This is a genomic window from Solobacterium moorei (assembly GCF_036323475.1).
Taxonomy (GTDB): domain Bacteria; phylum Bacillota_I; class Bacilli_A; order Erysipelotrichales; family Erysipelotrichaceae; genus Bulleidia; species Bulleidia moorei.
The window spans coordinates 906,514-919,242 of the sequence record NZ_AP028934.1; the positions used below are offsets into that span (position 1 = coordinate 906,514).

Here is a 12,729-nt window from a genome sequence, read left to right on the forward strand (position 1 = left end):
GAGATGGGATTATTTGATATTTTTAAACGGTCTAGATCCACATATAATAGCGATTTTAAACCATATGACATCAACACGTGGAGTTATCGCTCGTTTGACGGTCAAACATTAAATATTGACTTAGTACGTGCATCTGTGGATGCACTGGCCAGAAACATTGCTAAAATGTCATTGCGAGCTGTTATTGCAAATAAGGATGGCACTACTACAGTTGATTATGTTTCTGACATTGCAAAGGTTTTAAAGCATCCAAATCCATACATGACAATGTATGATTTTTTATATAAAACAAGTGCGATGTACTTCCTGAACAATAATGCATTTATTTATCCTGAATATGATGAAAAAGGATATCTAATAGCACTACATCCAATTAACTACAAGACATTTAAACTATATGAATTGAACGAAAAGTTATATGCTTCATTCCAGTTGAGTTATACGCGTACGTATACTGTGCGATATGACCGTATCATCCATCTTAGAAATCACTTTATTAGAGATGATTTAATGGGTGATGCGAATGCGGCCCTTTATACAGCATGTGAGTTACTTGATGCTCAAAACCAAGGAATCATAAATGGAATAAAAAATAGTGCTATTATTCGCGGAATTTTAAAGACAGTAAATGTTATTAAAGAAGATGATCTTACAAAGGCAAAGGAGAGATTTATAAAAGATAATCTTTCTGCACAGAATAATGGTGGTGTAATTGCTGTAGATGGAAAGTTTGACTATCAGAATATTGAGTCGAAACCATACATTGTTGATTCTGCAACAATGGAACAAGCGAAGAATAAGATTTTTACATACTTTGGAGTAAATGAAGAATTCCTACAAAACAAATTTACATCAGACCAGTATGAAGCTGTGTATGAAGGAAGATTAGAACCGTTTGCAATTCTTCTAACAGACTCTTTAACGTATGCGCTGTATACAGAAAGAGAACGAGGCTTTGGCAATGAAATAGAAGTCAATATGTCTAGATTGAAATACCAACCAACTGCGACAATAGTAAATGTTATTAGCGCAACGAAAGAACTTGGATTATTTACAAGAGACGACTACAGAAGCATGCTTGGATATACTCCATTAGGACATGAACGTGGTGGTGATGAAATCATGATTGCAGTAAATAACTACGTAAAGGAATCTGATATTAAGGCGGAGGAAGATGAAGGAAATGGAAATGATTCAAAATAAAAAAGAAAATCGCTCATTCTTTTGCGACGTTGTAACGCGAAGCGATGAGCAACACGGAAACGTTATTGAGGGCGTACCGATTGTATTCGATAAAGAAACGGACTTTGGATTCTGTAAAGAGGTAATCGATAGTGGTGCATTAAATCAAACGGACTTAAAGGATGTCCGTTTTTTAATTAACCACGATACAGACCAGTTGCCATTGGCGCGCAGTAGAAACAATAACGCAAATTCAACGATGCAATTATCTGTGCAAGAAGATGGATTGCATGTTCGCGTTGATTTAGATACAGAAAATAATTCAAGAGCAAGAGAATTATATTCAGCTGTTAATCGTCAAGATTGTAGTGGCATGTCCTTTATGTTCACTGTTGACGGAGAGAGATGGGAAGGACTGGATACAGAGAAACCGGTCAGACATATTACAAGTATTTCAAAGGTATTTGAAGTATCAGCAGTTACATTCCCTGCGTATGATCAGACTTCTATTAATGCTAGATCACTGGATAGTGTGAAAGCGTCACTGGATAGTGAAAGAGAAAAAATGCAAGCCAATCATATGGAAGAAATGCGCAATGCATTAAAAGCTAGAGCAGAGCGCCTAGCTAGAAAGGATTCTGATGAGTAAGGAATTACGTGAGTGTATTGAAGATTTAAATAAATTACAGCAGCGAGCAACATTGATTTCTAAAGAAGCTGAAACAGCAGATGAAAAACGTTGCACGGAGTTAAACACAGAACTTGACTCTATCGAGGAAAGAAAAAAAGAACTGTTGCTAAAGAAACAAGAGCTAGAAGAAAAAGACAAAGAAGAAAGAGCAGCAGCCGAAAAAATTGAAAATGGAAAAGGTACGGAAGTAAAACTTCCGACGGAGGAGAGAAAGATGGAAAAGAATATTACAAGAGACATGGTTGAATATCGTGACGCGTTCTATGCGTTCTTGAAGGGTGAAGCAACACCAGAACAACGCGCAGCATTAATTACAACAGACAATGGTGTTGCATTGCCAAAACAGTTAGATGATAAGATTTGGGATAATATCCACACAGCACATCCAATCTTGGCAGACATTGATATTAAGAATACAGGCGTTATTCTAGAAGTAACAAAGCATACAGCAATTACTGCAGGAAAGGCTAAGAAGGTAACAGAAGGTACTGCAAATGATAATGAAGCAAATACATTCGTTAAGGTTGTATTAAACGGTAACGATTACTCTAAGAGTGTTGAATTATCTTATGCAGAGGCAAAGATGACGCAGGGTGCTTTAGAAGATTATTTAGCTACAGAAATTGCTGCAGATTTAGGTGAAGCATTGGCGACTGATGTATTTGCACAAATTAAGGCTGACTGTGTTGCGAATAAAGTTGTAGCAGCTACACTTGATTATGCATCATATATTTCTGCATTTGGAAAGGTATCAGCTGGTAGCAATCTAGTTGTATATGCATCACGTGGAACTAAGTTCGGCTCTGTATTATCTCTAGTGGATAAGAACGGACAACCTGTATTCCGTGATGGTGTAACATTTGGTTCAGAAGTTAAGGAAGATTCTGCAGCTGGTAATGAAATCTTCATCTTAGATCCAAAGATGTTCGTTTTAAACGTTGTGCAACCTGTTATGATCGAAACAGATAAGGATATTAAGGCGCACAAGATTATCTACTCTGGATATACACGTGCACAGGGTACAATGCGTAATGCAGGTGCAGGCGCATTTATTGCTAAGGCTTAATTTTGGATTTAAAAGGAGAAGTGAAATATCTTCTCCTTTTTCTATTTCTGTTGGTGGGAGGTAATTATGAATGATACGGAGTTAAAACAATATGTTAAAACGAATCTGCGTATTACTACAGATGCGTATGATGGTGATGAAATTAATCATCTAATCGAAGCCGCAAAGGAAGATATTGCCGAAGCAACCGGAATAGATTTCAATATTAATAATCAGAATGAATGTAAGCTAGTTGTTTTATATGTTCGTGGCATGTTCGGCAACGGAGATGAAAAATCGTGGAATCTATACCAGGAACGATTAAAGGTTGCTGGATTTAGAAAGAAGAAGAGCGATGAGTAAGTCTGATGTAATTACACTTGTTTCTAAATTATCAGAAAAGAATGATAAGGGTGTATTTGAAACCGTAGAAAGCCATAGGGATGTTTTCTGCTCTGTATCGAGTACAAGTTCTACAGAGTGGTTCAGCGGTAGAAGGATGGGGTTGAATCCGCAGAAACAATTTATTGTTTTTGTTGGTGATTATAGAGGCGAAGAAATCTGTATATATCATGGCCAGAGACTAACTATCTATCGTACATATGAACGTGATGATGATCATATAGAACTGTATACAGAAAAACGCAAAGGAAATGAGTAAGCAAACAATATTACCAGATGATTTATCATCTACAATAAATGACTTACTTACTGAATATGGTGATGAAGCGAGCCAAGCAATTGGAGAAATTATTCCAGATGTGGCAAAAGAAGCCACTAAAAGATTGAAATCTGCTAATAGTTACAATCGTAGAACAGGTAGATATAACAAAGGTTGGTCAACTTTTAAAGAAGCAAAACGAACACAAGTTAAAGCAATCGTGCACAACAAGACAGATTATCAATTAACACACTTACTTGAATTTGGTCATGCGAAAGCAAATGGTGGAAGAACTAAAGCGTTCCAACATATTGCTATTGTAAATGACTGGACTCAAGAAGAACTGGTGGAAAGAATAAAGGAGAGAATAGGGAAATGAGATTTGATGAAATTGCTTCCATGCTAAATGGAATCTTAGGAACTAATAAGTGTGCATATTATCAGTGGCCCGAAGAAAAAGCACCAAATCTTCCGTATATTCTTTTCTATTATCCATCTAGTAATGATGAGTGCGCAGATAACACAAATTATGCAAGCATTACAAACTTAAATATCGAACTATACACTAATACAAAAGATTTTGATACAGAGAGGAAAGTTGAAAATGTATTAAAAGCTAACGGATTGGTGTATGAAAAATCAGAACAATACATCAATCAAGAAAATATGTATGAAGTACTATATGAAAGTGAGGTAGTTATTGATGGGTAAGATTAAATATGGTATCAGCAACGTACACTATGCGGTTGCTACAGATGATGGCACAGGCCGCCTGACATATGGCGATGTTAAGAAATTGCCAGGTGCTGTATCATTAAGCATGGATGCAGAGGGTGATACAATCGAAGAATTTGCAGATAATGTAAGCTGGTATAACGACATTGTAAATAATGGATATGCTGGCACGCTTGAATTAGAGTCATTGCCAGAGGAATTCGAATCCGAAGTTTTTGGCAGAAAGAAAGGCACAAAAGGTGGCATTCTTGAAACGGACAAAGACCAAACGAAGGAAGTTGCACTACTATGGCAATTCGAAATCGGCGGTGATAGCACAGTTAATGGCAAGCGTGGACTTTTATACCGTGTTAAATTCTCTCGTAATGGAGAAAGTGGAGAAACTAAGGAAAAGACGATTAAACCAAATCATGTACAGTTAAAATTCTCTGCACCACCTCGTATTAACGACGGATATGTTAAATTTTCTGCAAAAACAGACGATGAAGTATATACAAAGTGGTTTGAACAAGTAACAGAAATCACAGGATAATGCATGAACAAAAACCAATCATTTGATTAAGAATGATTGGTTTTAATTTGTGTATTAATTGCAAAAGGAGAAACTATGGAAAAGGTTATTGAAATTAGTGGAAAAGAAACAAAGTTTAAAGCATCTGCAACAACTACAATTCGATACAGAAAGAAATTTGGACACGATCTTATTCAAGATTTAAATAAGATTAGTGGTGCAAAAGAACAGACAATGACTGCAGATGTATTAGAAATCTTTGCAAATTTTGCATATATCATGGCAAAACAAGCAGATAAATCAATTCCTGATGATGTTTGGGAATGGTTGGACAGTTATGAAGTTTTCCCATATGAATCAGTCTATCCACAGATTATGGAATTATGGGCTAAATCATTAGGAACTACTGTCGAAATAAAAAAAGCGTAAGCCATACAAACAGACCGATAAGCACAGCGGTATTCATGCTACGTTGCAAAGAATTAGGGTTATCTATGGATGAATTAGATGAACTTGATGCAGGAATGATTTACGACATGCTGGCAGAGAAGATTAACGATGATTATGAATGGGATGTAATGGCATCCGAGAGTGATATAGAAAAATTCTAGGAAGGTGGTTAGTATGGCTGACAAAATTAGAGGAATAACGATTGAAATAGGTGGTAATACAACTAAACTATCACAATCATTAAAACAAGCAAATTCGACGATAGCTGATACACAAAAGCAGTTGAAGGATGTCAATAAATTACTAAAACTAGATCCAGGGAATATTACATTATTAAATCAAAAACATGAGTTACTAGGGAAATCAATTAGCTCTGCTAATACTAAACTTGAAGAAGAAAAGAAACTCTATGCACAGTTAAAAGCAGAGGGTGATACAGGGAAGAATAGAGAGCAGATGCAAGCTCTTGAACGTGATATCATTTCAACTACGGAAGAGCTTAAAAACCTTAATAAACAGTACGGTAATGCCTTAACGCCAGCTTTACAGTCTGTATCAAATGCAACTGGTAAGATGTCTGAACAAACAAAAGGTCTATCTACAGCAGCAGCGGCAGGCGCAGCTGGGCTAATTGGAATGACGATTGCTGCAGGTAAGACTGCAGATGATATTAATACAATTGCAAAGCAGACAGGTTTCAGCACTGAAGAACTTCAAAAAATGAAGTATGCAAGCGATCTGATTGATGTAAGTATGGAAACAATGTCAGGTTCAATCAAGAAACTTACATCAAACATGGCAAATGGCAATGAAGCTTTTGATAAATTGGGTGTGTCTGTAACTAATCAAGATGGAACGATGCGTAATGCTACTGATGTTTGGTTTGATGTAATTGATGCATTATCAAAAGTCGAGAATGGCACAGAAAGAGATGCTCTTTCGATGCAACTTTTTGGTAAATCAGCAATGGATATGGCTGGTGTAATTGATGATGGCGGAGCATCTCTGAAGCAATTAGGTGATGAAGCACAAGCGGCTGGATTGATACTATCTCAAGATGCATTAGATTCTGCTAATCAATTTAACGATGGATTAGACACATTAAAAGCGAAGGCACAACAATCATTCTTAAAAGTTGGTGCTACACTAGCAGAAAAGTTATTGCCTAAACTAGAAAAACTTGTAGAAACTGTTTCAGGAATTATAGAGTGGTTTGCGAATCTCGATGGAGGTACGCAAACTTTTATTTTAACAATGCTTGCACTGGTTGCTGCAATTTCTCCTATACTTGGCATAGTTAGCACTCTTACAGGGCTTGCCGCGGCGCTAAATGTTGCAATGCTTCCGATGATTGCAACAATTGGAGGTATTATATTGGCGGTTGCGGCTGTTGTAGCAATAGGGATAGCACTATATAAGAATTGGGATACGATCAAAGAAAAAGCTGGTGAAGTGTGGACCGCAATATGCGATTTTGCTGTAAATGCTTGGAATGGTCTGGTTGCTACATGGAATGGTATTGGTGATTTCTTCGGAGGAATCTGGGATGGCATAAAGAAAAAAGCATCTTCACTATGGGAAGGTGTTACTTCAATTTTCACGAATGCAATCGATACTATTAAAGGATTATTTAGTTTTGAGTTTAAGTGGCCGCATATTCCACTGCCGCATTTTAGTATTAGTGGCTCTATTAATCCTCTAGATTGGCTAAAAGATGGTATGCCAAGTATAGGTGTAGATTGGTATGCTAAGGCAATGAATCAACCATACACGTTTACAGAGCCAACAATCATTGGTGTAGGTGAAGCAGGATCTGAAACAGTAGTTGGCACAGAATGGTTAAAGAAACATACTAATGGAAACATTACGATTAATGTATATGCTTCTCCTGGCATGGATGAAGATACTCTTGTTAAAAAGATGATTAGACAAATTAATCTAGAACTTGGGAGGGCGATTTAGTGACAATTAGAAGATTTAAAATCCATTTATCATCCGCCACTTTCAATTTGACGGATGGACTTGATCACACTTACTTTTTTGAATCTCCTTCTGGGCTTGGTCTTAATACAGATTATGCATATGAGAAATTAGGAAACGCATATGTACGCGTTGGAGATACTATTCCTCAACGTTCTATTTCTGGCATTTTGATAGTAAGAGGTAATAATAGGCAAGCTGTATACGAAAACTATCAAGCGTTTGTAAATGCTTTATCAAAAGATAATAATGCTTGTAAGTTGGAATATTCATTGCCTAATGGAAGCGTGTATATGATGGACGCTGATATTGTTCAGATAGAAAAATCTGAAATAGAGCATAATGATAGGGCTTTGAAATGTACTATGTCAATCATTGCAAAATCAAAGTGGTATGATGAGGAATATCACTATATCGATGGAAGAAATGATATTGATGTCGGAAAGGTTTATGGATTTGATTACGGATATTCATACACCGAAAGTTTGATTGGTACATTTAATATTCAAAATCTTTCATCGAATAACGTGCCTACTATTCTTACTATATTTGGACCGTGTTTGAATCCTAGATGGACTATTATCTGTAATGAACAGGAAGTTCTACATGGCCAATGTAATATTAAATTAGCTACTGAAGATGAGTTGATTATTAATTCAATAGATGGTCAAACGGAGATTACTCACGTTGTTGGCCAAACATCAGAAAAAAAGAAAGCATATCAATATTGTAACTTTGATATGCAAAACTTTATCAAATTACCATTGGGAGAGTGCAAACTGCTGGTGACTAATGAATCAGGAGATATGGTTAAGAGTGCTGTTGTAATTCGGAGGGAATTTAATGCAGTATAACGTTATATATTTTACTCAAACAGTTGAATATATTGGTCGTTCAGAAGCGTTTTATTGCGTGCCTGCAGTCGACTATATCTCTATGGTGAAAACATTAATTAAAATACCAAAGGTTGAATTTAAACTTGAAAAAGGGATGCTGGTACGAGTAAATGATGATTCTGGAGTTATATACGAAGGTGTTATATCCGATATATCTTTTGGCAAAGAAGATTCTCTTGAATTGTCATGCCTTCCGTTGGATAGCCTTTTAGATGTAAACGTATATACATTGTCCCTTAATGATACTAATAGATATCTTTTCAACTGGATCAAGAGTGCAATGCAAATGATAAGCGTGGATGGTAAATCACCACGCTTTTATTTCGGCAATGATAAGGGTGTTGATGCATTTAATGAGATTCAAGCACATTTAGGAGAGGAACGTATTACAAATATAAGAGATGTGCTTGTGTCATTACTTAGAAACAAAGGATATAGGGTTGATTTATCAATAGACTGGGCAAATGCTTGGATTAAGTGTATTGGTGCCCAAAATGACAATTCTAAAGCATATAAGTTTGATTTATCATTAAATGATTTGATTGACTACAATATTAATTCCGGTTCTAGTGAGTTAAGTCCAAATGTGTGCGTATGCATTGATAAGATAAAAGCTGAACAAAACCAATTAGTACAGAAAAAATACTATTTTATTCCAACTGCAGATGGCATGTCCGGAACAATTGAGAATACGTCAGATGGAATAATTTCTCCCATCGTAACTGCAGTTCAAACAATAGAATATAAAGTTGAAAATGGTGAGAGTTTTGAGCAAAAGGCTTTATCAACTGCAACCGAAACATTGTATAAGAATTTGTATGATGAGGAAACGACGATCAAGTTCTATACAAAATCAAAAGTGTTAGAGCCTTTTGAAATTGGTAAATTGTATCAGATATTCAATAATGGAACATCACATTTTTCTATCTGCACAGGATATGAAAATGAGGGTGATAATATCCAGGTAGTTAAATTTGGATATGCTAGAAAATCACTAACAAGCATCATTAGAAGTATTAGGAGGGATAATCAATGAGCAAAGTAATTAGAGCCACAGGAACAAACGTAACTGCATCTGACGATGCATACATAATCAGCAAATTAATCGATGATGGTTTATTTTCTATACCAAACATTTCAATAAGTGGGAATAAACTGCATATCACTTCTTTCAGAGGTGTTGTGGCCGGCAGAGATTTTCAGGTGGATGAGCAAGATGTAAATGCGACAATGGGTGCAGGTAGAAACGCTACACAATTTAAAATATATGTAGATATTAATTTAGGGAATTCTGATAAGATTCGCATTATTACATCACAAACAATACCGTCTGGTGCAAGTAATACAGATATTTTAGGTGGTACTCATTTTTACTTAGAATTAGGAACATATACAGCAACAAATATTTCCATTGCTAATGTGACGGTTACAGCTAAAAACTCAAAGAATATTGTCACAAAAGATAATTTAGAAGTACCAGGAAAAATTACTGCAAAGGGTGGCTTAGCGATTGGAGGTAATGATACCTTCATTGTTAAAAGATTTAACGGATCTGGTTCTAGAACAACATTCAATGCAACGGTGAATGATAGGGAAGACGTTAGAATTAATATTACTACTCCTCCTGGGTATAAATTAGTAGCTCTATTGCAACCGTACACTGACTACAGATGCATTGTATCGCTGTACAACTTCACGAATAACGTTGCGTACTGCACTATCTACAATCCTAATGGTTGGTCTGGTGTTCCTATTGGTGCAGGTGTAGATGTGCTTTTTGTTAAGTCGGTTTAGGAGGATGACTAATGTTAATTGACAACAAGAAATTTACAGAGATACCAAGTAACAACAAAAGTGTTGTTACTTTCAATAGAACAGTTTTTGAGAATTTAAAAATTCTAATTGACTCATTCGAAGTTGGTGTAATCCACGATATTGCATTCGATGATGGACCTACTGCAAAAATGTACACAGAGCCGCTTACTTTTTCTAAGTCTGGCACAGGATATACACTTTCGTTTATCTTGACGGATGTTCCAGAAAAAGATATTGAAGCAAATAACTTTAAGGAAGTTAGACCTTTAGTTAATGATATTCTTCAGACTGCGGATGTTGAAACAGTCAGAAAGTATATTGCATTCTTAGATGACTGGATTCCAAATTCAAAATACAAAAAGAACCAGCGTATCGCATTCAATGGAGTGCCTTATTCAGTTGTCTCTGACCATACATCAAAAGATGGTCAAACCCCTGATAAAACACCTTTGCTTTATGATGATTTAACGAAGGAACGAGAAGCAAAACCGTGGGATGAAAAGAAAACCTACAACAAAGGTGATTTAGCAATCGCTAGAGGAATTGTATTTGTCTCAAAGATTGACAACAATAAGGGCAATGAGCCAGGCTTTGGTAATGCCTGGGATTACAAGAAATAAATTTGCTATTAAGGCGACCAATGCGGCCGCCTTTTTAGATAGAAAAGAGGAAAATAAAATGATTGAAAAAGCAAAAGAATTAGCATCAAAGGCAATGTCAGAAGTAAATAGTGTTGAGGTTAAACCTGAAGATTGTTTCGTTGTTTGGTTTTGCAAGACTCTTCAGAACTGGAAAGCACTAGTCAGTACTAATGCTTTAAAGTCTGCAAATGGGCAAGCAGATTATTGCGAGGTAACTCATAATGGCGACAAGAACGAAACATATGTTGATGTATATTGCAAAGCAAAGAACATTTGCTATGCAGATGAAAAATAGGAAGGAGAATAAACAAATGGGAAGAATTTATAACGTTCCAGATGTTAGCGAACATCAACCAGATTTTGACTTCACACCTTATGCTGGCGGATATGCAATTCTGCGTGCTGGTGTAGCAAGCCGTGAAGATTATTCATTCAGACGACATGTTTCAGAGTGCCAACGTTTAGGCATCACAATAGGTGTTTACTTCTATTCCTATGCACTAAACACTGCACAGGCAATCGAAGAAGCACAACGCTTCTTATCCATCATTGCTGGCGTGGATATTGGGCTTGGTGTATGGCTAGACATGGAAGATGCTGACCACTACAAAGTAAATAGCGGGGTTGCTATCACGCATGACAATATTGCACCTATGTCCAAAGCATTCTGTGATGTTGTTGCTTCTGCTGGATATTACACAGGCATTTATACATCGCTATCTTGGCTTGGATACCTTGCACCTGAATGTGATCCATACGATAAGTGGGTAGCGGCTTGGGGTAACAACGATGGAAGCCATACAGTTGACACTTCCGCATACGGAACTATTCAGCAGTACACTTCTAACTATGGAACATTAGACGAAAATGTTATCTTTGTTGATCCATCAATCTATCGTACTGGTGCAACAGCAGATAGACCGGATAACTATGCTCCGGCACCATCTGTTATTGCTCCTGAAGCACCGGACGTATATATCGTACAATCTGGTGATACACTGTCCGGAATTGCGGCGAGATACGGTACGACTTGGCAGGAACTTGCGGCAATCAATCGTTTAAATGATCCTAATATGATTTTCCCAGGACAACAGATTGTAATTAGAGGTTCTGCTAATGCAAGTAATTTCGGCGGTGGTGAAGAGTATTACACGATCCAACCAGGCGACAATCTATCATCAATTGCGGCGAGATACGGTACAACGTGGCAGTGGTTAGCGGAGGTGAATGGTATTAGTGAACCTAATCTGATTTATCCTGGCAACACAATTCGTGTCAGATAGGCGGTGGCTTCATGCAAGAAGGAATCAATCCTGTATACATTAGTCTTCTGATTTCGCTCGTTGGGCTCGTAGCAACAATATGGAGCGTAAACGCATCAATCCATAAAGGTAGTAAAGATCAGGCAGCCGAGCTTGGAAAAATGAATGCAAACATTGCCTTTGTGAAAGAGGGGATAACAGATTTAAAAGCAACTACCAGAGACGTGAGCAATCGTGTCATGTCTCTGGAAAATCGTTTAGCACAGACAGAAACATCGGTAACATTTCTAAGCGATAGAATTAGACAAATTGAAGAAAGAAGGGATAATAAATGAAAGACAAACAATATTGGGTAAAATGGGGAAAGGCAGCATGCAGACGTGCTCTGAAAACAGCAGCACAGACATTTGTCGCAACGATTGGAACAACAGCAACAATCGGAGCGGTTGATTGGAAACTAGTATGTTCTACATCTGCGCTAGCTGCAATTTTATCAATTGGTACTTCTCTAGCTGGTCTACCAGAAGTAGAACCTAACGATGCTACTGAAGAAGATTTGAAGTAATTTGAAAGCCTACTCTCATTGCGAGGGTAGGCTATTTTTATATGCTTGCATGCGTAATTTTGTGGTCAACTTTTTGGTCAACTTTTTTAAAAAAACGTGGTATGTCGATGCACGAATATGCAGTAAAATAGCAGTATTAACATAGCCTGTCGCATCAAAAAACATCCTCAATCTTTTCCCGTTGCTCGCTCTTAAAATGAAAGTGTTGAAGAAGCGTATTGCTTTAACGTGTATTATAGATAACTTGCATCATTTTCCTTTATCTTTGGGAAAGTTTATAAAAGGACATATATTT

19 protein-coding genes are annotated in these 12,729 nt (G+C 36.8%); all 19 read left to right on the top strand.

Going from position 1 to position 12,729, the window contains the following annotated elements; translation table 11 throughout:
- The first annotated feature begins 3 nt into the window (after window positions 1-3).
- Window positions 4-1,203 (top strand): phage portal protein, encoded by a 1,200-nt coding sequence (locus RGT18_RS04580; RefSeq protein WP_028078248.1) that lies wholly within the window; start codon window positions 4-6, stop codon window positions 1,201-1,203.
- On the top strand, window positions 1,175-1,831 hold the full coding sequence (locus tag RGT18_RS04585; RefSeq protein ID WP_028078249.1) for an HK97 family phage prohead protease: 657 nt from the start codon (window positions 1,175-1,177) through the stop codon (window positions 1,829-1,831). The genes RGT18_RS04580 and RGT18_RS04585 overlap by 29 nt, the downstream gene beginning before the upstream one ends.
- Window positions 1,824-2,939 (top strand): phage major capsid protein, encoded by a 1,116-nt coding sequence (locus RGT18_RS04590; protein ID WP_037403959.1) that lies wholly within the window; start codon window positions 1,824-1,826, stop codon window positions 2,937-2,939. The genes RGT18_RS04585 and RGT18_RS04590 overlap by 8 nt, the downstream gene beginning before the upstream one ends.
- Before the next feature lie 66 nt (window positions 2,940-3,005).
- The gene (locus RGT18_RS04595; protein WP_028078250.1) at window positions 3,006-3,281 is read left to right on the top strand and encodes a head-tail connector protein; all 276 of its coding nucleotides are present in this window, start codon (window positions 3,006-3,008) and stop codon (window positions 3,279-3,281) included.
- On the top strand, window positions 3,274-3,579 hold the full coding sequence (locus RGT18_RS04600; protein WP_051240999.1) for a hypothetical protein: 306 nt from the start codon (window positions 3,274-3,276) through the stop codon (window positions 3,577-3,579). Before RGT18_RS04595 ends, RGT18_RS04600 begins: the two co-directional genes overlap by 8 nt.
- Window positions 3,572-3,958, top strand: a complete 387-nt coding sequence (locus tag RGT18_RS04605) for a hypothetical protein (protein ID WP_028078252.1) — start codon at window positions 3,572-3,574, stop codon at window positions 3,956-3,958. Before RGT18_RS04600 ends, RGT18_RS04605 begins: the two co-directional genes overlap by 8 nt.
- Window positions 3,955-4,290 carry a hypothetical protein gene (locus tag RGT18_RS04610; RefSeq protein WP_028078253.1) on the top strand — a complete coding sequence of 112 codons (336 nt, stop codon included), beginning with the start codon at window positions 3,955-3,957 and terminating at the stop codon, window positions 4,288-4,290. Before RGT18_RS04605 ends, RGT18_RS04610 begins: the two co-directional genes overlap by 4 nt.
- A complete protein-coding gene (locus RGT18_RS04615) occupies window positions 4,283-4,846 on the top strand; it encodes a major tail protein (protein ID WP_051241000.1) in 564 nt (187 codons plus the stop codon). The genes RGT18_RS04610 and RGT18_RS04615 overlap by 8 nt, the downstream gene beginning before the upstream one ends.
- A 75-nt stretch (window positions 4,847-4,921) precedes the next feature.
- The gene (locus RGT18_RS04620; RefSeq protein ID WP_037403961.1) at window positions 4,922-5,254 is read left to right on the top strand and encodes a hypothetical protein; all 333 of its coding nucleotides are present in this window, start codon (window positions 4,922-4,924) and stop codon (window positions 5,252-5,254) included.
- 35 nt (window positions 5,255-5,289) lie between these two features.
- Window positions 5,290-5,436 (top strand): hypothetical protein, encoded by a 147-nt coding sequence (locus RGT18_RS04625; protein WP_162141230.1) that lies wholly within the window; start codon window positions 5,290-5,292, stop codon window positions 5,434-5,436.
- Between the two features lie 13 nt (window positions 5,437-5,449).
- Window positions 5,450-7,237: a phage tail tape measure protein gene (locus tag RGT18_RS04630; protein ID WP_051241001.1), complete on the top strand. Its 1,788-nt coding sequence runs from the start codon at window positions 5,450-5,452 to the stop codon at window positions 7,235-7,237.
- Window positions 7,237-8,109: a phage distal tail protein domain-containing protein gene (locus RGT18_RS04635; protein ID WP_028078255.1), complete on the top strand. Its 873-nt coding sequence runs from the start codon at window positions 7,237-7,239 to the stop codon at window positions 8,107-8,109. The genes RGT18_RS04630 and RGT18_RS04635 overlap by 1 nt, the downstream gene beginning before the upstream one ends.
- The gene (locus RGT18_RS04640) at window positions 8,099-9,187 is read left to right on the top strand and encodes a hypothetical protein (protein WP_028078256.1); all 1,089 of its coding nucleotides are present in this window, start codon (window positions 8,099-8,101) and stop codon (window positions 9,185-9,187) included. Before RGT18_RS04635 ends, RGT18_RS04640 begins: the two co-directional genes overlap by 11 nt.
- The gene (locus RGT18_RS04645) at window positions 9,184-9,945 is read left to right on the top strand and encodes a hypothetical protein (protein WP_028078257.1); all 762 of its coding nucleotides are present in this window, start codon (window positions 9,184-9,186) and stop codon (window positions 9,943-9,945) included. Before RGT18_RS04640 ends, RGT18_RS04645 begins: the two co-directional genes overlap by 4 nt.
- 11 nt (window positions 9,946-9,956) lie before the next feature.
- Window positions 9,957-10,586, top strand: coding sequence for a carbohydrate-binding protein (locus RGT18_RS04650; protein ID WP_028078258.1), 630 nt, complete (start codon window positions 9,957-9,959; stop codon window positions 10,584-10,586).
- Between the two features lie 58 nt (window positions 10,587-10,644).
- Window positions 10,645-10,902, top strand: coding sequence for a DUF6275 family protein (locus RGT18_RS04655; protein ID WP_028078259.1), 258 nt, complete (start codon window positions 10,645-10,647; stop codon window positions 10,900-10,902).
- Between the two features lie 16 nt (window positions 10,903-10,918).
- Window positions 10,919-11,890 (top strand): LysM peptidoglycan-binding domain-containing protein, encoded by a 972-nt coding sequence (locus RGT18_RS04660; protein WP_028078260.1) that lies wholly within the window; start codon window positions 10,919-10,921, stop codon window positions 11,888-11,890.
- Between the two features lie 11 nt (window positions 11,891-11,901).
- The gene (locus RGT18_RS04665; protein WP_028078261.1) at window positions 11,902-12,204 is read left to right on the top strand and encodes a hypothetical protein; all 303 of its coding nucleotides are present in this window, start codon (window positions 11,902-11,904) and stop codon (window positions 12,202-12,204) included.
- Window positions 12,201-12,434 carry a holin gene (locus RGT18_RS04670; RefSeq protein WP_028078262.1) on the top strand — a complete coding sequence of 78 codons (234 nt, stop codon included), beginning with the start codon at window positions 12,201-12,203 and terminating at the stop codon, window positions 12,432-12,434. The genes RGT18_RS04665 and RGT18_RS04670 overlap by 4 nt, the downstream gene beginning before the upstream one ends.
- The last annotated feature ends 295 nt before the right edge of the window (window positions 12,435-12,729 follow it).